This window comes from Bacillus cereus group sp. MYBK95-2 (assembly GCF_051915225.1).
Lineage (GTDB): Bacteria > Bacillota > Bacilli > Bacillales > Bacillaceae_G > Bacillus_A > Bacillus_A cereus.
Map to the genome: position 1 here is coordinate 431,944 of NZ_JBQAEH010000003.1, position 23,421 is coordinate 455,364.

Sequence of the window (23,421 nt, forward strand, 5' to 3'; positions counted from 1 at the left end):
ATTGTTAAGTGAATTAACCCCAATTTCTCAATTTTACTATTGAGAGATTGGGGTTTTTATTTTGACTAAGTTTAACGTTAAGAGTCGAAATGCAAATACCAATAAATTGCAACTTCATCATTTTCAATATCCAAACCTTTATAAACAAGAAAATCAAATCCACCAATTACAAATCCGCATTTTTCATAGAACTTACATGCTGCGACATTATTATTTTGCGTTTCAAGCATGATACCTGGCATATTGCCTTTTTTTGCCCACTGCTTTGCTTGATCAACTAATCTTTTACCAACTCCGAGTTTACGATATTTTTTATCTACCGTTATATCTTCTATGTAAGCATAGTGGTTCCAATTCTTTTTTAATACCATTAATCCAATGATTTGGTTATGTAACAGTGCTATGTAAATGACTTGATTAGGTTTATTTATATATTCATTGTAAGGCAGTTGTTCATTATCATCTTGATTTTGTAAATAACTTTTTTCATAACTTGGAACGTCTTCTACTGTATATTTTATACGTCTATTTCCTTTGGAAAGAGAAAGAATTAACCGAGCATTCACTATAAAACTGTCATCAATCTCCGGGAGATTATCTAAATCATTTGTTTCTAACTCTCTAATTACAAGGTTCATCGGGGCACCTCCACATAATAATATTTCTTCTAGTTCTTCATTTGGTTTAAATAAATTCCAATTACAAAATTATAATAGAATTTCAATAGTACGGCTATCTTTGTATTTTATCTTTATATCAGTATGCTGTTATCTTGATATGAAAATATTGTTTAGAAAGAGTAGTATTTTTTATTTTGGATGTATATCCAGTTTTCAAATTTAACTGTAGTAGAGAAACAAATATTTTTTTAAAGAGTGGATGCAATACGCTATTCTTTAACTAATTTCGACATTATCTGCATTTTATCTTCACCTTCTTCTATTAATCTATTTATTGTAAATATCAGCTGAAGTTAATGTTTAGCTGCATAAATAATGAAGATGAAAATGAGTAGGGAAAGGATCGAAACATAATGAAAGAATCACAAAATAAGAAAAAAACAAGTGTAGTAACGAAGGCAATACTATCTCTAGTAGTTGTTTTAGCAACGACCTTTTTTACGTTTTTTTTAATAGGGAAATGGAACTCTATCCCAGCGAAAGGGGTAGCTAATGAAAGTATTCAGCTAGCTAATACGCAACAACAAGAAAAGAAAGAGGACATATCACTGGAAAAACAGAAAAGACCTGATGGAAAACCAGTAGGAAAGGTTGTTTATTTAACATTTGATGACGGCCCTAGCGAATTAACTGGAAAATTTTTAGATGTACTAAAAGAGCAACATGTTGCTTCGACATTTTTTATGCAAGGTAGCAATTTACAGAATACTGGTTTTCAGGAAAATGTAAAACGAGCAGTAAAAGAAGGACATTATATTGGTGCACATAGTATGACACATAATAGTGATAAGCTATACAAAAAAGGACAATTTGTAACGGAGATGAAAGAAACGTTAGCTCTTATTCATAATATTACAGGTACAACTCCTAAACTAGTCCGTCCCCCATATGGATCTGCACCAGGATTAAAGGGGCAGGACATTCGTAACAAAATTGTAGAAGCAGGAATAAAAGTTTGGGATTGGACGATAGATTCAAATGATTGGAAATTAAAAGGTAACCCACAGCAAATTATAGAAAATGTAAAGCGTACAACAACAGAAGATGTGGAAGTAGTTCTAATGCATGAAAAACTACAGACATTACAAGCGCTTCCGGAAATTATTAAATTTTATAAGGAAAAAGGATATGAATTCGGGGTATACAATGAAGCGGATCATTTTCAACTAAACTTCCAGAAAGATCAACGTCTATAGTATAAACATAATTATTTTAAAAAGGTGTTTTCCATTACTAAATCAATAACTAAGCCAAAAGTCGATTTCTTATTTTATAAAGAAATCGGCTCTTTCGTTTATGTATTACGTTACAAGAGTTTTCTTATGTTCTCCGGAATGTCCTTTTTTGAAATCTATGCAACAGAGTCTTTATAGTAAGAGTATTTTGTCGGGGATAATCAAAAAAACGTATATTACAATATAAAAATTCACCTTAATACTAAAGGATACATGACAACGATTCCTATAAATTCTTCTCAATAATTGAAAATAAAATCAATCCAGATTATTATATTGTTATTGTAATTATAAATGTAATTACATTTTATTGAAGGAGGATACATAGATGAAAAACTCAAAAGGCTCGATTGAATCAGAGATAAGCAAAGCAATTACTCACTGGGAAAAGGACTACCTAGGACGCGGATCTATATCCGTTAAGACAGATATATTGCGGGATATGATTATCGTAAATTTACAAGGTATTTTAACACCGGCTGAATATACGGTTTGCGAAACGAAAGACGGTATGCTAACGATAAAGAAAAATCGTTCGGAGCTAGTTGAATCTGGAATTGACGATTTGAAAGAGATTATACTAGAATTAACTGGAGAAAAAGTGAAAAGTTTTCATACGGATATAAGCTCCCGTACTGGTGAACGAGTAATGATTTTTAAATTGTTTCATAATCTTGAGGAAAAATTTTAAAAATTAAAACCATCGTAGGGTTAGTGGGAGATAATTAAGAAACCTAAAAGTTTTGCGCTTTATTTAAATTTATTAACATGATAATAATTAATAACTTGAAATTATTTACGTATACTGAATTTTAATTGGAATAACGCTCAAAAAAACTGATAAATAAATTGACAAACTGCTTAATATAGTTTATCTTATAATTGTTTTAAAAAATTAATAGATGCTTATTTTAACTGTTTGCTATAATTAAGGCTTTAGCATTTTTTTAATATGTAATATTGACTAAATGAAAAAGTTTCTTAATTGAAAGATAGCGCATAACATAAATTGATATATTGATTGCATAATCTAGGAGATCAGAGATATACTGTTATTTTTAATAGGAGTAATACATACATTACTATCCTCTATAAAATGGGAGCTCTTCAAAAAACTTTATTGAAGTTAGTTGAAGTGAAACCGACAATCTCCATAATTCAATGATGATATAAAATCATTGAATTATGGAAGTTGTCGGTTTTTTTTATGGGAAAAAACGATGTACTAAAAAGAGTGAATGAAAATTGAAATTAAAAAAACTATCGTAATGAAAAGGAATTTTTATAGGCTATTTTCGCTTAGAAGGGAGTATTTAACATGTTAATTTCGCTGAGTTCATCAACACTGTTAACTTTATTTTTTATGGCGCTTAGTGCTTCTTGGCTAAGTGGATTATTATTTTTACATGCAAGGGTACCTTTACGTTTTGTTCATATCCATATTGGTATCGCTGCTTTACCTTCATTGGTTTCTTTACTCGCACTTGTTAATAACAATGGAGATAGAGTTGTGGGGCCTTGGCATCTAGATACTTTAGCTTGGTTAATGGCTTTCTTTGTTCTTACAATTGGTTTAATCATTCAGCGTTTCTCTGTACGTTACTTAATGGGGGATCACTCATATCGAAAATACTTTGCACTTTTTACATTTACTACAGGTGTATCTTCGGTTGCATGGTTAAGTGATGATCTTCGCTTAATGCTCATTTGTTGGGGAGCAACGCTTATAGGATTGGTTCTACTTATAGGGCTAAATAAAGGGTGGAAAGTAGTTAGTGAAGCAACTAAAATCTCTGGCTACCTATTTACAATAAGTTGGATTGCCTTGCTATCAGCTATCATTTGGCTTTTTCAAGTAACAGGACAGTGGCAGTTAACATCAGTTTTAACGAATGAAAATGTAGCGCTACATGGAACATTGGAGAGAACAGGAATTAACTTATTAATTATATTAGCTGTGATGATTCCAGCAGCACAATGGCCTTTTCAAAGATGGTTAATTGAGTCTGCTGTTGCTCCAACTCCTGTTTCTGCTATTATGCATGCGGGTTTAGTAAATGCTGGCGGTATCATGTTAACTAGATTTTCACCTCTTTTTCATGATGATATTGCACAAATCATTTTACTAATTTTCTCTAGTATTTCTATCTTAATAGGTACAGGAATTAGTTTAGTCCAAGTTGATTATAAACGTCAGCTAGTAGGTTCAACTATTGCACAAATGGGATTTATGCTTATTCAATGTGCATTAGGCGCCTATTTAGCGGCTATTATTCATTTAATTTTACATGGTTTGTTTAAAGCTACACTATTTTTACAAGCTGGTTCTTCCGTGCAACGTTTTGGGGTAGCGAATCAGTCTAATGAAAAGATGTCCAATTTATGGATTATAGTTGGGCGTGTTTTAGGATTATTTATAGCAATTACTTTCTGGTTTATGACTTCTGGAGAGGGGTATCAACTAGTTAGTGCGTTAATCTTAGGCTGGTCACTATACTTTTCATGGAAACAGCTTGTTGTTTTTGGAGAGGGAAGAATGGGACGAATTGCTGGCGTAATTGTTTTGATTGGATTTTCTCTCATTTACTTTACCGTTCATAATTCTCTTTATAAATGGTTGCATACTGATATTTATCAAAGTGTTCAACCTTCAGCTCCAGCCGTTATCTTTGTTATATGTATTTTACTATTTAGTAGTGTTATTAGTACTTTCGTTACTCGTCATCAATCTTCTACTTTATTCGCTGTACTTTATCTTTGGTTAGTTCGAGTAGGTGAGGCGAGACGAAAGTCAGTAGAAAGTCACCCAAGCTATCTGAAACATTATGTATCAAAGGGAGGTAATTCGTGATGAGCATACCGTCAATATTAAAGAAAGATACAAACATTGATATGCAAGAAAATAATATAAATGATTTAGTTGCATCTGCTAGCCGAGTTATTGCGCCACTTTGGCCTATCTCTACGTTTGCAGCTCACCACCCTTGGATGGGACTTGAAAAGCAATCATTTGAACAAGTCGCAAATTGGTTAAAAGAAGCTCGTAATGTGGATATTTATCCTAGTGCCTCCATGATTCATTCGGCAAAAGCGAAAGGTGAGATTGAGGAATCATTTTTACAAATGAGTTTGTCTCGTTGGCTGGATTCACAATCTTTTCATATTCCGCGAGAGAAAGCAGAGCGATTTTGCCAAGCAGCTTTAAAGTTAGAAAAATTACCTTCTAGTCTATTATCATCGCCAGAAGTAAATAAATTGGCAGAAGAAATGAATTATATAAATACAGCAAGTATGCAAGCCTCTGTTATGCAGCCAATAAGTTCGCTTATAGAGAGTCAAAATAGTGAAAACCTATCTGATGTTCTTAATTATCATATCATTAAATGGTGTAAATTATATCTTGATGAATCCGGATCAAATTGGACGATGCCAAATCGAGAGAAAGGTTTTTATCGTGCATGGCAACACCTTATTACATTTGATCCAGCGCTCAGTAAAAATGAGCGTAAGGTTTTAAAAGATTGGCCACAAGATGCCGAAGTAGCTTTAGCGAGAGCATTATCTGAACTAGGAATTTCTGAATCTAACATACAATCTTACCTTGAAGGGCACTTACTTTCTTTGCCTGGGTGGGCAGGAATGATACGATGGCGCTCACAACAATCAATTCAGGAACAGGAACTTCTCATAGAATATTTAGCAGTTCGAATTTCTATGGAGCTGGCTATTGTAAAACCTTATTTACCTTTAAAAAATCAAAAGGTTGAGAAAAAAGTTTCGATCGTCCCACTTATAGCTTCTTGGATCTATTGGGGGAATATTTCAACACGGGAATGGTTACAAATGCCTGCTACTGAACAAAGTGAATTATTAGTATTCGCTTATCGTTTTGATGAAAATATTCGCAAGAAACTTTGGCTGGAAGCTTGGGAACAAACGCATGCAGAGCAATTAAGGGAGAAGATTGCTTCTACACAACGTGCAACCAATGATAAAAAGCGTGTAGTAGCTCAATTAGCATTCTGTATTGATGTACGTTCAGAACCGTTTCGTCGCCATCTTGAAAAATTAGGTCCGTTTGAAACATTTGGAATAGCTGGTTTCTTTGGGTTACCAATTGCAACTAGTGAACTAGGTAGTAATAACAACCATCCTTCTTTGCCAGTTATACTCAAACCGAAACATCAAATAAAAGAGCTCACAAATGAAAATGAACTTAAATCTTATGAGCAACGTAAGAGGGTAGGCAGTTCGGTACGTTATACTTTTAAAACGATGAAACAGAACGTACTGACAAGTATGGCGCTACCTGAGTTAAGTGGTCCTTTACTTGGTCTACAGATGGTGACAAGAAGCTTTGTCCCAAGAGGAGTTGGTGGTTTCATTCGTAACCTTCGTAAAACTATGTTACAAAAACCTGATACAACATTCTCGCTTAATCATGTTCATGACACAAAGGGCGAGATACCTATCGGTTTTACGAAAGAAGAAAAAGTGAACTATGTGCGTCAAGCTTTAAAAATGGTGGGACTGACAGAAAAATTTGCTCCTTTAGTTGTAATGTGCGGACATAGTAGTCAAAGTACGAACAATCCTTATGCTGCAGCACTTGAGTGTGGTGCTTGTGGCGGAGCAGCAGGAGGATTCAATGCAAGAGTTTTTGCTACTTTATGTAATCTCCCAGAAGTGAGAGAGGCGTTGTTTGCGGAAGGTATTAAAATTCCTGAGGATACCATTTTTGCAGCAGCTGAACATAAAACAACAGTGGACGAATTGGAATGGATTTACGTCCCAGAACTTTCGGAAACTGCGCAAGAAGCATTTGATTGTATCGAATCGATTATGCCAAATGTGAGCCAACATGCAAATAGAGAGCGTTTAACGCAATTACCAAATTTTAAAACGAAAATAAAAAATGCGAGTAAAGAGGCACATCGATTTGCAGAAGATTGGAGTGAAATACGTCCAGAATGGGGATTAGCTCGTAATGCATCTTTTATTATCGGGCAACGAGAATTAACTCAGGATTGTGACTTAGAAGGTAGGGCTTTCCTTCATAATTATGATTGGAAACAGGATGAAAGTGGCGATATATTAGCTAACATTATTGCAGGACCAGGAACAGTAGCTCAGTGGATAAATCTACAATATTACGCTTCAACTGTAGCTCCTCATTATTATGGTAGTGGAAACAAAACAACCCAAACTGTAACCGCGGGTCTAGGTGTTATGCAGGGAAATGCAAGTGATTTGTTGCCAGGCTTACCTTGGCAATCCGTTATGCAGTCAGATAGTGAGACGTATCATTCACCACTTCGTTTACTAATTGTAATTCAAGCGCCTAGTCAATATATAGAACGTTTGCTAAAAAATGATTTCACATTTCGAGAAAAAGTTCAAAATGGATGGGTTAGACTTGCAAGTGTTGATCCAGAGGGACACTGGAAAAACTGGTAACAATCATGTAATGAATTATCAACTATTGTTACTAACTTAAAAGTTGCATAAATACAATAATGAAGAAGGAGTGCTCCATATGAATTCAAAGAATAAAAAAGTTTTATTGTTAACAGACATTAAACATGAAATAGAGCCTATTATCCAACAAGTAACTAACATTCAACAAGAAAACATATTGACTATACACAGCTACGATTCTGTAATTGTACATCCTTATGGAGATATAATGAGATCTATTATTATTGCTATTTATCAAGAAAATGTTGAAGAAATTTTTGTTGTAGGAATAGAGGATAAAGAAACTGAGGTAGTTAATCTACAAATTCAACGTGATTCCATAAAAAATAACAGGGAACTAGACTATCTCTTTGAAAATTGCATGCCTGAATTTTCAAGCGGTAGCCTTGATGAATGGCTAAGTGGAAAAGAAAATGTTAGTGAAAATATTGAGAAGAGTATAGATATGATTTGTCATCATCCACTAGTACCGTCTGATGTTAAAGTTTATGGTTTCAAGATTGATAGAACAGGGGAAAAAGAAACGGTTGTTAAAGTTTCTGTTAATAAAGTAGTGAAACAAATGCATTCTTATGTGTAAGTTATCGATAGATAAGCAACTTTTATTTGGTAGATACTATAATATGTTAAATATTTGGAGTTGTTTCCTTTAAAAAGAGTAAAAGAAATCTTCTATAAATGGAGATCTTTTGCTCTTTTTATAATAAAAATAAAAAATTATTTGACGTTTTTTCGAAAGAAATTTTTAAGACAAGGCTTTTAGGTTTATGAAAACCTTTATTCATGATAGCAAGATAATTTTGATAAGAAGTATATAGTAAGAATGATTTGGAGATACCGATGGGGATATAACTATTTTATTTAGGACGGTGCAATTAAAATGGATTTACAGAAAGGGAAATTATATTGGAACACGACTTTTTCTAATACACCTTCTTATCCTCGTTTGGACGAAGATATAAAATGTGACGTACTAATAATAGGAGCAGGAAGTTCGGGTGCTCAATCAGCATACTATTTGAGTGAATCAGATTTAAATATTGTTATCGTTGATAAAAGAAAGGTAGGACATGGAAGTAACCTTACAAATACAGCACTTATTCAATATTTAGGTGATAAGATGTTTTTTGAACTTGTAAATACATTTGGGGAAGAGTATGCAGTTAAGCATATGAAATTATGTGAACAAGCTATTACTGATATTGAATATGCTGATCAAAACTTGCCTTATTGCTCTGACTTTAAACGACGTGACAGCTTATATTATGCAAGTTATGAAGAGGATATAAAGAAATTAGAAAAGGAACTGTATTATTTACATAAGCATGATTTTAAAGCGGCTTGGTTATCAGAAAAACAAATTGGACAGAGATATCCATTTAAAAAACGTGCAGCTATTTATACGTATAATGATGGTGAAATAAATCCTTATAAATTTACACATAGTTTATTAGAACAAGCCTCTAATAAAGGAGTTCACATTTATGAAGATACAGAGATTGTTGGCAAAAAGTTAGAGAAAGAATGTGCTATCTTTTATACAAAGGAGGGCAATTCTATTACTGCCAATAAAGTAATTGTGGCTGCAGGATATGAAGGATTGGAATTTAAAAAGGAAAAGAACGCTACACTGATTAGCTCATATGCAATTGTTACTAATCCTGTGGAAGATTTATCTTCTTGGTATAAACGCACTCTCATTTGGGAAACTGCGAGACCATATATTTATATGAGAACTACTGCAGATAATAGGATTATTATAGGTGGATTAGATGAAGATACAAACATTGCTCAAGAAAGAGATTCAAAATTAATCCATAAAAAAGAGAAATTAGTGAATGAATTTAATAAACTCTTTCCCAATATAACAGTTGAACCTGAATTTTATTTAAGTGCTTTTTATGGTGGTACTCATGATGGTTTACCTATAATTGGAATGTATGAAGAGTTTCCAAATTGTCACTTTATCTATGCGTATGGAGATAATGGATTAGTTTATAGCATGGTACTTTCTAAAATTGTTCGAGATATAGTTATTAACGGTTCAAGTCCAGATTTGAATTTATATTTACAAACTAGACCAAAACTAAATGAGTAAACTGCATGTATACAAAATCATAGTAGTAAGGAGCTTATTTAGGGTTCCATTATAAAAAAACGCTATTTTAAATGTATTAGTTTCATGTGACTATTTGTTATGTTTATGAATGCTTAAATAAAGCATTCATAAACAATATTATTTGTTAAATCCATTCATTTTACTAAGTTCAGTTATTTGTTAAATCCATTCTTTTTTTAGGTAGGGTAGAGTTGCTTGGATATGATGATATTCCCATTCTTCCTCAATGGTAGGGTAAAGATTAAATAAGTATTTTTCTTCATCATTTGTTACACTTGCTTTAGGATTGCCAGTAAGTTTAAAATAAATGTCGCACCATCCGCTATAGTTTGTTAACATGAATAAAAAATTAGGACATGTGAATTCGATGAGGTATATTTCTTTCTCTAATTGAATATCTGATAGTAATTCTCTTGCAGTCTCATAAGTAGGCTTCTTTTGGTAACCATTGCATGAATGCCATGCCCAAATGGGTAAATCTATAATAAAGTCAATACCTGTCTGTTTCATGTGTCTTACAATGTATTTATATGCTGTGCAATCTTCTTTACTAACAAAAATAGGATCGGCTATAAGCTTACCTTCATTCAAAAGTGTATTTATGGCATTTTGGTTTTGAAAAGTCCATAGGATTGTTGAATCTATAGATGTATTTAAGTTTGATTGTTTATAAAATTGTTTTTTCATCTTTCTCTCCATTTTCTTTTTTATTTTATAAGAGTTTAAGATAAGTACAAAGTGCATTATATTTTTATCTTTATTAAGAGTTGGAAAAATCCATTAAAGAATAGAAGAGTTTGTTTGCAATTACAAAAAATGATTCTTATAATCATTTAAAAATAACAGAAGTATTTGTTCTAATAAAGAATGAATTTTGCTTTAAGAATGGGAAAGGATAGCCATGCAAAATAAAATTATTGTTATGTTTCAAAAAGATTTTCGTTTATATGATAACCCAGCTCTATTTGAGGCTGTTCAGTCTGGTGAGGTTCTTCCTGTATATATACAAGATGAAACTTTTTCAATAGGAAGTGCGTCAAAGTGGTGGTTGCACCATGCTGTAATAGATGTAAAGAAGCAACTTGAGGCATTGGGCTCTACTTTAATAATTCGTAAAGGACGTACGGAGGAAGAAATACTTTCTCTCATAGAGCAATTAGATATAACGGCTGTATATTGGAATATTTGTTATGATCCGGACAGATTACAATCTAATCAAAAAATGAAAATGATGTTAGAGGATAAAGGTATTATCTGTAAAGAATTTAATTCGCATTTATTATTAGAACCGTGGATTATTAAAAAGAAAGATAACACTGAATATAAGGTGTTTACGCCTTTTTACAATGCATTTCAAAAGCAGGTAATACCTAAACCTTTTAGCAGAGTGCAGAGTATAAAGTGGGGAAACTCTTTACCAGCAAGCTTATCTGTTTCAGAATTACAATTGTTGCCGATTATACCGTGGACATCTCATATGGAAGTAATATGGGATCCGACAGAAGAAGGGGCATATAAAACATTCAAGAAATTTTTCTCTCGTAAATTAGTCTCTTATAGTGAAGGAAGAGATTTTCCAGGTCAAAATGTCCATTCGATGTTGGCACCGTATCTTTCATTTGGTCAAATATCAGTAAAGCTAATGTTTCATTACTTAATAAATAAAAGTACCGAAAGACAATGTAGTCTTTTTGAAAAACAAGTTAATAGCTTTATACGTCAATTAATTTGGCGAGAGTTTTCTTATTATTTACTATACCATTATCCATTTACAGTATATAAACCTCTTAATAAGAGCTTTGAACATTTTCCGTGGAATAAGGAAGAGGAGTTATTAAGAGTATGGCAAAAGGGGAAAACGGGTTATCCGTTTATTGATGCGGGAATGCGAGAACTATGGCAAACAGGTTTTATGCATAACCGGGCAAGAATGGCTGTAGCCTCTTTTCTTGTAAAGCATTTGTTAATTCCGTGGCAAGAAGGAGCAAAATGGTTTATGGATACACTACTAGATGCTGATATTGCAAATAATACAATGGGATGGCAATGGGTTGCTGGAAGCGGAGCAGATGCATCACCGTACTTTCGTATTTTTAACCCAATCACACAAGGAGAAAAGTTTGATAAAAATGGAGAATATATAAGAAGATGGGTACCAGAATTAAGAGATATCCCAAACAAATATATACATAAGCCTTGGGAAGCACCTGAGCATATTTTACAAAAATCCAATATAAAACTTGGGGATACATATCCTTTTCCGATTGTTGATCATAAGGCAGCACGGGAGAGAGCCCTTTGTGCATATAAAAGTATGAAAGAATTTGTATGAAATAGGTTAAACAATATGTATTTTGAATTTTAATATTAGAATTTTATCCATTACAAGGACATACTAATCATATAAAGTTTCTATAATCTTCTAGTAAAAAGGAGAATGTTTATGAAAAAATCTAGTATTATAGTATTTTTACTAACATATGGTTTGTTTTATGTTTCTAGTGTTTTATTCCCTATTGATCGTACTTGGTATGATGCGTTAGAAAAGCCGTCTTGGACACCATCTGGTATGACAATCGGAATAATATGGGCTGTATTATTTGGACTTATTGCATTATCAGTTGCAATTATTTACAACAACTATGGATTCAAGTCAAAAACATTTTGGTTTTTATTCCTTTTAAATTATATATGTAATCAAGCGTTCAGCTACTTTCAATTTAGTGAAAAAAATGTATTTTTAGCAACAGTAGATTGTTTACTAGTCGCTATTACTACGTTACTTCTCATTATGTTTTCTTCCAATTTATCTAAAGTATCGGCATGGTTGCTAATCCCATATTTTTTATGGTCTGCATTTGCTACATATTTATCTTGGACAATTTATAGTATAAATTAAAGACGTAAATGAAAACTTGAGCACAATGAAAATGCTCGAGTTTTTATGTTTATTAATGATAATCTAAAGTATAGAATATACACATCTTAGGGAGGTCATATGTGTGAAGAAATGGATAAAAATTGTTCTGTACTCTGTATTAGGTATTTTAATGATCGGAAGTATTACTTTTTTAACTTGGTCTCAGTTTACTTATAAACCAACGAAAGAGGCTTTGTCTTTAGTAGATGATAAAAAAGATGAAGATTATATAGTTTTTGGAGAGAAAGATGCAAAAATAGGAGTTATTTTTTATCAAGGAGCTAAAGTAGAAGCCGAGGCTTATAGTTACTTAGGAGAAGCTCTTGCAAAAGATGGGCATTTTGTAGTAATGCCTAAGTTACCATTAAATTTAGCGATATTTGGAATAAATGAGGTAGACAGTGTAATTGAACAGTATCCGGAAGTTCAAAAATGGTATGTTGCAGGGCATTCAATGGGAGGAGCTATGATTTCTAGGTATGCCTTTCAACATGAAGAAAAGGTAGACGGGATTATTTTCTTAGGTTCGTATCCTGCAGATGACTTCTCTACTAAGTCGATTCCGATGTTATCAATTTACGGGGAAGTAGATGCTTTAGCAACTGTAGAAAAAATAGAGAACAATAAAAAGTTCATGTCAAAGAATACAACTATGCACATGATAAAAGGGGGCAATCATGCTCATTTTGGCATGTATGGTGAGCAAAAAGGTGATAATGCGAGTTTAATTACGGCAAAAGCACAACGAGATGAAACAGTGAAAGTAATTGAAGAATGGTTATTGAAACAATGATAACGAATTTAATAAATCTACCGAAAGAATTATCCAAACGGTAGATGGGAGAGAGAATAAAGAGCCAAATCGTATGAATTGGCTCTTTTATTTATTTGCTATCTCCAATTGTCCCCTTATTTTCTCCGGAATATCCTCTTTAGAAATAATATCGTAAGAATACACATACTTTCCTTTCACATGAATTTTTAAGTAAGTTTTTCTTATAAAATCATTAGGCGTGTTCGTTCCAACATTATATTCTTTTTCATTGCTTAATTCATCAACAGCTTTTAGTGAGTACATAGCTTTTCCTTTTTGATGATAATCCGGAACACCATATCCTTTCGCAACGGCATATACATTTTTTTCTTCAGCAATCGGATTAAATCTGTCTAAATCCCCGCGTAATATGAAAGGTAGTAAGTATATAGGAAGGCCTATTCCTAATATGCAAATTACAAATTTTCTCATTATCGTTTCTCCTCTTGTTCATTTACATGCTTCAGTATAGAAAAAAATTCTTATAAATATAGAGGGAAATTCCTTAAAGTTTTCTTAATAAAGTTTCACCATGTGAAAAAAACTAACTTGAGCATTAAGCTTGCGGAATGAATAACCAAATAACTTTTTTCTTTATTTTTTGATATTTCTTAAGAACCTATCAAGAAATAAGTGAGTTTTAGGATTTAGAATAAATGTATCTTACAGTAATAAGAGAATTATCTAAAAAAATTAGAGTGAGAACAATTAAAGAAAGCATCTAGTGGATTGCTTTTTTCTTTTAGAATAGAGAATCACATGGGTCAGTTACATGTAATGCAGCGCTGCGCTTCTATGTCACTGAAAAATCCAATGATAAAAAAAGAGGGGGAAGGCATTTTTTATTGAAGTTTGTTAATGATAGATTTTTAACTAGTTAGGGGGGATCGTAAAATAGATTATTAATCTCTTTAATAATTTTTATTTTCCTTATAGTTGGCATGTTCTATTAGAAATTTTAAATTTTGGAAGGAGAATCAATAATTATGGGTAAGAAAAGAAGAATAAGTAATAAGTTATTACTTGTCAGTGCAATTTTTACAATAGCAATTCCTTCAGTCTCATATGCGGAGGAAGTAATTTCACCTGAAAATTTTACGAGTTCTTCAAGTTTGTATGAGGGACGGAATACGGAAATATTGAAAACAAGCTTATATCCTGATACATATAATTATCCGTTTAACTACCAATTTAGTTCGAAATTAAAGGAAGCAAACACAACTATAAAAAAAGTAGACAATAGTGATGATGAAAATCCTATTATATCTACTACTCTTTCATTTATTCGCCATATGAATAGTGAAGATTATAAATCTGCATTTGATTTAACCTCAAGGTCATTACAGAAAATAATATCCGAAGAATGGCTGAAAAGCTATTGGGAGGGACTCCCAGTGCAATTACAAGCAGGTTCTTTTATAGAAATTGGAGAGGTTACACAAAAAGAGACAAATCCTGTTCATACAAATGTGGAGATTCAATTAGTTTTTGAAAAAATGACTGTACCTTTACTAATTAAACTAGATCCATCTGGAAAAATAGACGATTTTCAACTAAGCATGTCGTTTAGTCCTGTTGCAGAGCGTCCATCATATAGTAAGCCTGAGTCATTTGTTGATAAAGAAGTAGTAGTTGGAAGTGGTGCATTTCCATTACCAGGAACATTGTCGGTTCCGAAAGGAAAGGGGCCTTTTCCAGCGGTTATTCTTGTTCAAGGATCAGGAGCAACTGATCAGGATGAAACAGCGTTTGCTTTAAAACCATTTCGCGATTTAGCTGAAGGTCTTGCATCGAAGGGAATTGCTGTCCTTCGCTATAATAAAAGAACGTATGAACATGGGTTGAAAACACAATTCAGTCCCTTTTATACAGTTGATAAAGAGACAACAGATGATGCTCTTCTTGTAACTCAATTTCTTAAAAATGAGCCTCTAATAAATAAGAATCAAATATATATTCTTGGTCATAGTCAAGGTGGAATGATGCTTCCGAAAATGATTGAAAAAGACCAAAATAAAAATATTGCTGGAGCAATTGTAATGGGAGGGCCAGCTCGTACGATCCAAGACGTTGTTTTAGATCAATTTGAGTACCTTTTCTCTATTGGAGCAATGAACCTGGATCAATATAAATTCTACAAATCGCAATTTGAATTATTAAATGATCCCAATTTCTCTGGTCAGAATCCCCCAAAAGATTTTTACTTAGGGTCAGCAGTATTTTGGGATTCTATACGGAAAATTAAAGCGGCAGAAATGTCAAAAGAACAAAAGACACCGCTTCTTATTATTCAAGGAGAAAGAGACTATCAAGTTCAATCAAAAATTGAAATTCCTCTTTGGAAAGAACAATTAAAAGAACGAGATAACGTAGATTATCGACTATATCCAAAGTTAAATCATTTCTTTACAGAGGGTGATGGGGAAATAAGTAAGCCAGATGAATATTATAGTCCTGCTAATATCCCTGAGTATGTTATAAATGATATTGCTGCTTGGGTGCAAGGCAGATCGCAATTAAATTAGCAACCATATGTTTTAATAAGGACTTTCTTTCCGTAATCAAAATAGAAATATTTTGATTAGGTTGTATGTTTTTTTTAAGCACTCTTTGAAAAGGAGTGCTTTTTTATTTTGCTATGATTTCTATAAAACAATGGGCTTACCTTCCAAACAAATCGTTATTTGGAGCGCTTTTATCAAAGCAAAGTGCTTGTGACATTTCTTTGATATTAAAAACATGAATAACCTATTTTGTAAAATTTTTTGAAAATTTAGGTTTAACATCTTTAAAATAGGTGTATTACATATTACATAACAACTAAATAAAAAAATAAAAAATCTAAAGGAGGAAAGATACGATGCATATGAATGAAAGAAAAACGGTAGTTTATGAATATCAAAATGAACAGGAAGTAGTTATGAAAGTAAAAGAGCTAGAATTGCAAGGGGTTCGCCACGATGACATTTATGTTTTAGCACACGAAAAACATATAACAAAAAGGATTGCGGATGATACAAACACAAATACGATTGGAGTAAAAGAACAAGGATTGGGAACAAGTATTATCAACTTTTTCTCCAAAAAAGGGGACGAACTTCGAAATCAAATGGAAGAAATGGGGTTGTCGAAGGAGGAAGCTAACTTATATGAAGAAAAACTAGATCAAGGGAAGATTTTACTCCTAGTAACAGCTGAAGTACCAATGGCGAATGCTAGGCAGCCGCAAAACTATCATTCTCTGTAATAGATTGCAACATCTGATAAATAGGTAAGGGAATTATTTTAGTTTGTAGCATGGAAGAAAATAAAAATAGAAAAGGATGAGAAAAATGAAACATACAATATTTAAATATGCTGTGATTGGAATTACGACCGGAGTCATAGTCTCCCTATTAAAAAAAGAAAATCGGAAAGCTATACAAACAAAAGGAAAAAGCGTAAAAGAAAAACTACAAGAAGGAAACATAAAGGAAACATTGGAGAAGGTAACTGAGACAAGTAAACAATTTTCTGTAACTGCAGCTAATGTTGCAAAACAAACATTACCACAACTGCTTACAGCCACACCAGTTGTCATTTCTACCATTAAAGACTTAACAGAAAACGAAAATAATAAAAAGAAAACAGGTGAAAAGGATTACGAAATAAATGAAAATAGTAAGAACTTAGACGGGGAAAAAACGAAAAATGAAAAGAAATATGTGAAAGAAGGGAAAGAAGAGAGTGCCTAGATTTAATTCTAAAAATAGAAAGTGAGGAAAAAAGTATGAAATCTCTGTATGCAATTGATGTAGGAATTGGCTTTACCAAAAGGGCATATCGACAGGATGTAGATTCTGAGATGACAATCAAGAGTGAAGCTTCCACACTAGCCCCTGTACCTAATCATGCTGAAAGTGAAGATTTAACAAAGGTAAGTTTTATAGACTTAGATTTTGCATACTACATGGGAAATGAAGCACATCAATCTGACGCTTCGTTTCTTCCTCCATTTGACGAAGAAATAGAAAATTATTATGAAAGCGAACGATTTAAACAACAAATATTTGGTTGCATTGCAAAGGATTATAAAGAAAATGTCGTGTTACCTCTAGTTGTTACCGGCCTCCCCGTTACTTGTTTTGGTAGTCAGCATGAGCAATTAAGACGTGCGCTAAAAAAAGAAACTTCCGTACAAATTGATGGGAAATTTATTCATATTACGGTGGAAAATGCTTTGATTCTTCAGCAACCGGTCGCTTTACATGCCTATTTCTTAAAAGAGGGAATCATTCAGGAACGAGATCGCATCTTAATTATTGATGGCGGATTTCGTACCGTAGAAATGACAGATATGAAACAGAATGTCATTTTAAATCATTATGAGGCGGAACTAGGGTGTAGCAAGCCTTTGAGAAATATTAAGAATATCGTGCAGAATCATGAGGGTGAAAGTAATCAATTGCATATTAACGACATGCCAAACATATTAGAAAAAGGATATGAATGTCGAGAAGAAAATCATGAGGCAAGTCAGGTTCATACTTTGATTCAAAAAGAGTTGGATGCACACTTCCAAGACGTCATGCGTGTATTACAAGAACAATTTAAGTTAGAACAGTATAACACTATTATTTGGACAGGAGGAATAGTAGATCTCCACAAAAAACGAATTGAAAAAATGCAAAGTGAAATTTCTTCTTTCCGTATGGTAGACGCTTCGAAAGAGGCTGCACTCCATGGATACTACATTATTGGGAGTCAAGTATTTGAGGACATCACCAATAAATCTGCATATGAATCCAAATTATAATAACGAATGAAATGGAGTTCGTTGAATAGACGTGCCAAATTATGTAGCTTCTTTTCCACATATAATAAATTCTTTATAAGAAAAGATAAAAAGTGCTTGTATAGAGGAAATGTTTAAAATTGAAAATAAAAATAACTAATATATAGGGGGTCTTCCTTTTAAAAGAATAAGACCTCCTATGTTATTTATTTTGTAATTTAGATGATCTAAAAACTCTTCCTCCAAGACATGAATACCTACATACAAATTTCGTATTACGGATATGATTCGATCAAACATAAAACTATTTAGAAAGGAAGAATAATATGGAATGCATAAAAATGACGAAATGGAGTTGGTATCATGTGAAAACTAGTGAGCTTGAAAAACTTTCTTCTATAATCCCTCGTGATGTAACATCTTATTTCGCTCAATTTGTAAAGAAAATAAGTTCTCCTTGTGAAAATGGATTATATGTTTATACGTTATCACCAAGTCAAACTTGTGTATATGGTTCGTTTTTATATGATCAAGATAAAAAGGACGCCAAAATTCAAAAATTTCTTCATTATTTCGTAGCTGATGGAATACTGATAACAGTTCAGGAAAAAGAGGAAGAGGATTTCCAAAAATTAATACATAATTTCCCTATGGGTACAAAAAATTGTAATAGTTCCGCTGAAGGATTATGTGCTATCTTATCAATGTTTATATCTCATTATTTGCGAAAGGTTGACTACTTTGAAAACAATTTCAGAAATGTATTATGGGATTTTTATCATCATAATAACATAGCAGTTTTAGAAAGGATTTATCATATTCGTCATGAATTATTTATGAACACACATGTGTTTCGCTTAATACAAGAAGTGTTACAAGGCCTAAAAGAAGCTTGGTTAGAAAAACTAACAAACACCCTTTGTTATAAACAAACATACGTAAAATTAGAGCGTGGATTACAACTTGTTAAAGAGTACCAAGAAGAATTAGACACGATGATTCATTTACAAGAAGTTGTTTCTTCTCATCGTGGGAATGAAATTATGAAAGCTCTTACTGTATTAACTGCTGTGAGTACGCCTTTGACAGCCTTAGGAGCATTATGGGGTATGAATTTTAAATACATGCCTGAACTAGAATGGAAATATAGCTATTTAATCGCTCTCTTATTTATTATTTTCACAACAGCGGGTATGTATATGCGATTCAAAGGATGGACAGGTGACTTATTACGAGTAAAGAAAAAGAAATCTTTTTTTAAATCTAATTAATCCTGTTTATAAAAAATATGATAGATATATGGTTTGTAATATTTATTAATTGAGATAGCACCATATCCCCATCAAGTTAAAGTTTTGATGTCCTCGCAATGATAAAAATGGTGAATATTTATATGAAAGATTAGAGCTCTCCTTCCTGTAGGAGAGCTCTAATCTTTATTTAAAAACTATATCATATACTCTGAAATTTGTCCGGATTCAATTTAGAATATGGCAAAAGAGAACTTGCGATTAAAAACAAGCTCTCTTTAAAAGAAATAACGTAATTGAGATACTTATATAGTAACAATTGTTTTCTTCTAATTCCATATGTCATATGTTGAGAAATAAATTATAAATGGATTGATAAAGCTAAAATGAATGATTGACATAATATTTTGACGATAATATAATGAATCTCGAATTCAAGATAACTTGTAAAGGATTGGTAATTATGAGCGTGATTAACGATGAGAGCTTATCTTTAAAGTTATTTGTTATATTATCAAGGGCAATACAGTCAATTACTAAGCGTATTGAAGAGGATATAAAAAGTTATGGACTTAATCCAACTGAATTTGCAGTGCTTGAGCTACTGTATAGTAAAGGCGATCAGCCTATACAAAAAATTGGAGACAAAATATTACTTGCAAGTAGTAGTATCACGTATGTAGTGGATAAGTTGGAAAAGAAGAGGTTCTTAATACGAAAACCATGTCCTAAAGACCGCCGTGTCACGTATGCGTCAATTACTTCAGAAGGTATTGAACTAATGGATATTATTTTTCCACAGCATAAAGAGGCGATTCAGCAAATATTTGGTGGTTTGGACTATACTGAGAAAAAAATGATAATCGAAAAGTTGAAAAAATTAGGGTATTATGCACTCGAACTATAAATCTTTAGAAATATATCTCGAATTAGTAATGTCCTAATTAAATATAATTTAAATAAATAGGAGGAAAAATTAATAAATGGTAGTAAATTTATTATAATACAAAATGAATAAAGCGTGTAATTTCAATCGGTATAATATGAAATAAAGTTGTTATGTTAATGTATACATATCGTCCTTTAAATTATAAATCTTTCATAAAGCGGAGAGTGGGTATCAAGAATGGAATTACGTCATTTAGAGTATTTTATTCAAGTTTGTAATAATAATAGTTTTACTAAAGCTGCGGAAGTTCTAGGTATTTCACAGCCGACTTTAAGTCAACAAATACGAGTTTTAGAAGGTGAACTTGATACACCCTTGTTTCATCGAGTTGGAAGAGGTATCAAAATGACAGAAGCGGGTAAGCTGCTATTTGATAAAGGAAAATTTATCATGCAACAATTTGATGACGTTTATAATGAAATTTTTGAATTAAAGGGTGTAAAAAGAGGTGTGATTACTATAGGAGGTTTATTAGAGGATCTCACTTATTTAACACCTTATATTATGAAGTTTCAACAACATTATCCCAACATTGTAGTAAAGATTATAGAATCCGAAGTTGCTGTAAATCAAATCGTTGACAAAAATATTGATTTCGGGATTACACGTAGTGCTCAAATTCCAGACACATTAACAAACACCCTTTTGTATAGTGAAGAGCTCGTCCTTGTAATTCCAAAAAATCATCCTTTGAATGAAAAATCATTTGTTTCTTTTCGAGAATTAGTAGGGCTCAGTAGAGTAATGGTTTCATGTAGTTGTCGTGAATCTATTAAGATATATTGTGAGAGTTTAGGGTTATCTTTATCTGAAGCAAATATAGAAACAAAATCTTCTATTTCTCTATTGAGCCTTGTATACAATGGACATGGTGTTGCCATAATACCTCTTTCACTGGTTAACTTTGTTAATAATGATACTTTGAGCATAGTTCGTATTACTGATCCAACACCAAGTCAAGATATTAATCTTATACACTTTGATGATAAATTTTTAAGTTTTGCAGCACGCATCTTTATGCAGAAGTTAAATGATTCTCAAAAAGTATCAGTGTAATAGAAATAATAATGATCCTAGTGTAACAATTGAAAAAATTAAAATCTATATTAAAGTCGAAGGACAGTGGATTTATATGTGTGGTGTAGTCTATCAAAAAGGGGGATACCATTGACTTTTAATTAAGGAAAAAAGGACAGACTTTGCAAGGAGAGAAGGCTATCAAAAACAAGTTAAGTTAATCAATCAATTCTTCGGTCTTATCGCATAGTAACAGATTCCATGTAGGGATATACACTGCTATTTTGAATTTATATATCCTTATTGTAGAAAGAAAACCACCGGCATTATACCGGTGGTTTTGATTTAGAAAGCAAAGCAAGTACAACCAATACCCCATTTAGTTCCATCTTTTCCTATTACGGTATGAGTGTGTTGATGGAGAGGGTTACTACAACTATGTAACTTGTTATCATGGGAATCGTGAGAAAGTATAGTGTTGGCTAGGTTAGCACCACCATAACCATAAACGCCCGTCGGTGACCAATCAGGTGATGCTGGCGGCAATTCAGGTGATAAGTTTTTAAATTCATTATTTCCATAAACAACCTGCCCACCCATAATGGTGAGCAATGATTCAAGGTCTTTGATTTCTTCTTCCGGCACAGTAAAGTAGTCAGCAGACAATACAGCAATATCAGCAAACTGACCTACTGCCAGGGTTCCTTTTTTACCTTCATCGCCAGAGAACCACGCACTTCCTTTTGAATATAATTCCAGGGCTACTTTTCTATCAAGTTTATTTTTTTCATCGTATATGGAAAGCCCACCAATGGTTTTTCCAGCAACCATCCAGTAAAGAGCAACCCAAGGGTTATAGCTGGAAACCCTGGTTGCATCACTACCGGCGCCAACAGGTATACCAAGGTCTAACATACGATAAATCGGAGGAGTATGCTTTGCAGCTTCCTTTCCGTATAAGTCAACAAAGTATTCACCTTGAAAAGCCATGCGGTCTTGGATGGCAATACCGCCATTTAAAGCCTTAACACGTTCCATACTACGATCTGAGATTGTTTCTGCATGATCAAACCACCAGCGTAGCCCATTAAAAGGAATTTCTCTGTTAACTTCCTCAAATACATTTAAGAAACGTGTGATTGACTCGTCATAAGTTGCATGTAAACGGAATGGCCAACGGTTTTCCACCAATAGAGAAATTACTTTCTTTAAGTCGGCTTCCATTACTGTAGCTAGTTCGGGCCGTGGCATTTGAAATTTTTCAAAATCGGCTGCCGAGAATACTAACATTTCTCCGGCACCATTCATTTTATACTTATCATTTCCTTGACCGGGAGAAACAATTTTTGCCCATGAAGCAAAGTCTTCATATTCATGATTAGGATTTTGCGTAAATAGATTATAAGCAATACGCAAAGTTAATTGTTCCTTCTCGGCTAAATGTTCAACAACTTTGTAGTCATCAGGGTAATTTTGGAAACCACCACCTGCGTCGATGGCACTTGTAATACCTAATCTATTTAATTCACGCATAAAATGGCGAGTTGAGTTAATCTGGTCGTCAAGATTAAGTACTGGAGCTTTACCCAAACTTGAATAAAGAATAGAAGCGTTAGGGTTAGCAATTAAAAGGCCCGTTGGATTACCTCTTTTATCCCGCTGAATTAAACAGCCTGGAGGGTCTGGGGTATCTTTCGTGTATCCCAGTGCACGTAGCCCTGCACGATTTACAAGTGCTCTATCGTAAAGATGTAGCACAAAGACAGGCGTGTCTTCAGAAACAGCATTAATCTCTTCTAATGTTGGCATCCGTCTCTCTTTAAATTGAAATTCAGACCAACCTCCAACTACTCTTACCCACTGAGGAGCAGGTGTACGCCTTGCCTGTTCTTTGAGCATTTCTAGAGCAATAAAAAGTGATGGCACGCCTTCCCAACGTAATTCCATATTATAATGCAGACCACCACGAATCACGTGTATATGGGAGTCATTCAGGCCTGGAATAGCTCTCTTTCTTTTAAGGTCTATTTTTTTTGTTTTTTCCGTGGCACTATTAAGAAGCTCATCTCCACCTACTGCAGTGACTAAACCATCAGTTATGGCGATAGCAGATACCTCAGGCTGAGAAGGGTCAAGGGTAGTAATTTTTCCGTTATATAAAATCATATCCGGTAAATTCATGTTC

General features: G+C 33.1%; 20 protein-coding genes. 16 read left to right on the forward strand and 4 right to left on the reverse strand.

Annotated elements, in window-relative coordinates; translation table 11 throughout:
• Nucleotides 1–77: 77 nt before the first annotated feature.
• Nucleotides 78–638 (reverse strand): streptothricin N-acetyltransferase SatA, encoded by a 561-nt coding sequence (satA, locus tag ACTFN4_RS13610; RefSeq protein ID WP_439962434.1) that lies wholly within the window; start codon nucleotides 636–638, stop codon nucleotides 78–80.
• Between the two features lie 395 nt (nucleotides 639–1,033).
• Between satA and ACTFN4_RS13615 the strand changes: the two genes are divergently transcribed.
• The 6 genes from ACTFN4_RS13615 to ACTFN4_RS13640 all read left to right on the forward strand — a co-directional run bounded on the left by ACTFN4_RS13615 (nucleotide 1,034) and on the right by ACTFN4_RS13640 (nucleotide 9,491).
• On the forward strand, nucleotides 1,034–1,876 hold the full coding sequence (locus ACTFN4_RS13615; protein WP_439962436.1) for a polysaccharide deacetylase family protein: 843 nt from the start codon (nucleotides 1,034–1,036) through the stop codon (nucleotides 1,874–1,876).
• A gap of 367 nt (nucleotides 1,877–2,243) precedes the next feature.
• Nucleotides 2,244–2,606, forward strand: a complete 363-nt coding sequence (locus ACTFN4_RS13620) for a DUF2294 domain-containing protein (RefSeq protein WP_000798158.1) — start codon at nucleotides 2,244–2,246, stop codon at nucleotides 2,604–2,606.
• Nucleotides 2,607–3,233: 627 nt separating this feature from the next.
• Nucleotides 3,234–4,766 carry an NADH dehydrogenase subunit 5 gene (locus ACTFN4_RS13625; protein WP_439962438.1) on the forward strand — a complete coding sequence of 511 codons (1,533 nt, stop codon included), beginning with the start codon at nucleotides 3,234–3,236 and terminating at the stop codon, nucleotides 4,764–4,766.
• Nucleotides 4,766–7,372: a DUF2309 domain-containing protein gene (locus ACTFN4_RS13630; RefSeq protein ID WP_439962440.1), complete on the forward strand. Its 2,607-nt coding sequence runs from the start codon at nucleotides 4,766–4,768 to the stop codon at nucleotides 7,370–7,372. Before ACTFN4_RS13625 ends, ACTFN4_RS13630 begins: the two co-directional genes overlap by 1 nt.
• A 79-nt stretch (nucleotides 7,373–7,451) precedes the next feature.
• Nucleotides 7,452–7,973, forward strand: a complete 522-nt coding sequence (locus ACTFN4_RS13635; RefSeq protein WP_439962441.1) for a carbonic anhydrase — start codon at nucleotides 7,452–7,454, stop codon at nucleotides 7,971–7,973.
• A 300-nt stretch (nucleotides 7,974–8,273) separates the two neighbouring features.
• Entirely contained in the window at nucleotides 8,274–9,491 is a 1,218-nt protein-coding gene (locus ACTFN4_RS13640; protein WP_439962442.1) for an NAD(P)/FAD-dependent oxidoreductase, read from the forward strand.
• A gap of 180 nt (nucleotides 9,492–9,671) precedes the next feature.
• Here the strand turns inward: ACTFN4_RS13640 and ACTFN4_RS13645 are convergent, their stop codons facing one another.
• A complete protein-coding gene (locus tag ACTFN4_RS13645; RefSeq protein WP_439962443.1) occupies nucleotides 9,672–10,199 on the reverse strand; it encodes a DUF3841 domain-containing protein in 528 nt (175 codons plus the stop codon).
• A 214-nt stretch (nucleotides 10,200–10,413) separates the two neighbouring features.
• On the opposite strand from ACTFN4_RS13645, the gene ACTFN4_RS13650 reads away from it, so the two are divergent.
• The 3 genes from ACTFN4_RS13650 (at nucleotide 10,414) to ACTFN4_RS13660 (ending at nucleotide 13,225) form a co-directional block, all read left to right on the forward strand.
• Nucleotides 10,414–11,844 (forward strand): cryptochrome/photolyase family protein, encoded by a 1,431-nt coding sequence (locus ACTFN4_RS13650; RefSeq protein ID WP_439962444.1) that lies wholly within the window; start codon nucleotides 10,414–10,416, stop codon nucleotides 11,842–11,844.
• A 111-nt stretch (nucleotides 11,845–11,955) separates the two neighbouring features.
• The gene (locus ACTFN4_RS13655) at nucleotides 11,956–12,411 is read left to right on the forward strand and encodes a TspO/MBR family protein (protein ID WP_439962445.1); all 456 of its coding nucleotides are present in this window, start codon (nucleotides 11,956–11,958) and stop codon (nucleotides 12,409–12,411) included.
• 103 nt (nucleotides 12,412–12,514) lie between these two features.
• The gene (locus tag ACTFN4_RS13660) at nucleotides 12,515–13,225 is read left to right on the forward strand and encodes an alpha/beta hydrolase (protein WP_061457421.1); all 711 of its coding nucleotides are present in this window, start codon (nucleotides 12,515–12,517) and stop codon (nucleotides 13,223–13,225) included.
• Between the two features lie 87 nt (nucleotides 13,226–13,312).
• Here ACTFN4_RS13660 and ACTFN4_RS13665 read toward each other — a convergent pair whose 3' ends face one another.
• The gene (locus ACTFN4_RS13665; RefSeq protein ID WP_001225224.1) at nucleotides 13,313–13,678 is read right to left on the reverse strand and encodes a YxeA family protein; all 366 of its coding nucleotides are present in this window, start codon (nucleotides 13,676–13,678) and stop codon (nucleotides 13,313–13,315) included.
• 554 nt (nucleotides 13,679–14,232) lie between these two features.
• On the opposite strand from ACTFN4_RS13665, the gene ACTFN4_RS13670 reads away from it, so the two are divergent.
• From ACTFN4_RS13670 to ACTFN4_RS13700, 7 genes are all read left to right on the forward strand, one after another.
• Entirely contained in the window at nucleotides 14,233–15,771 is a 1,539-nt protein-coding gene (locus ACTFN4_RS13670) for an alpha/beta hydrolase (RefSeq protein ID WP_144653483.1), read from the forward strand.
• 335 nt (nucleotides 15,772–16,106) lie between these two features.
• Nucleotides 16,107–16,493 (forward strand): general stress protein, encoded by a 387-nt coding sequence (locus ACTFN4_RS13675; protein WP_439962446.1) that lies wholly within the window; start codon nucleotides 16,107–16,109, stop codon nucleotides 16,491–16,493.
• Between the two features lie 85 nt (nucleotides 16,494–16,578).
• Entirely contained in the window at nucleotides 16,579–16,980 is a 402-nt protein-coding gene (locus ACTFN4_RS13680; protein ID WP_000683216.1) for a hypothetical protein, read from the forward strand.
• 35 nt (nucleotides 16,981–17,015) lie between these two features.
• Nucleotides 17,016–18,041, forward strand: coding sequence for a ParM/StbA family protein (locus ACTFN4_RS13685; RefSeq protein ID WP_439962448.1), 1,026 nt, complete (start codon nucleotides 17,016–17,018; stop codon nucleotides 18,039–18,041).
• A gap of 305 nt (nucleotides 18,042–18,346) precedes the next feature.
• Nucleotides 18,347–19,291, forward strand: a complete 945-nt coding sequence (locus tag ACTFN4_RS13690; protein WP_439962449.1) for a magnesium transporter CorA family protein — start codon at nucleotides 18,347–18,349, stop codon at nucleotides 19,289–19,291.
• A gap of 442 nt (nucleotides 19,292–19,733) precedes the next feature.
• The gene (locus ACTFN4_RS13695; RefSeq protein ID WP_000111421.1) at nucleotides 19,734–20,177 is read left to right on the forward strand and encodes a MarR family winged helix-turn-helix transcriptional regulator; all 444 of its coding nucleotides are present in this window, start codon (nucleotides 19,734–19,736) and stop codon (nucleotides 20,175–20,177) included.
• Between the two features lie 219 nt (nucleotides 20,178–20,396).
• On the forward strand, nucleotides 20,397–21,275 hold the full coding sequence (locus ACTFN4_RS13700; RefSeq protein WP_000423188.1) for a LysR family transcriptional regulator: 879 nt from the start codon (nucleotides 20,397–20,399) through the stop codon (nucleotides 21,273–21,275).
• Nucleotides 21,276–21,581: 306 nt separating this feature from the next.
• Here the strand turns inward: ACTFN4_RS13700 and ACTFN4_RS13705 are convergent, their stop codons facing one another.
• On the reverse strand, nucleotides 21,582–23,417 hold the full coding sequence (locus ACTFN4_RS13705) for an amidohydrolase (RefSeq protein ID WP_001052854.1): 1,836 nt from the start codon (nucleotides 23,415–23,417) through the stop codon (nucleotides 21,582–21,584).
• Nucleotides 23,418–23,421: the final 4 nt, after the last annotated feature.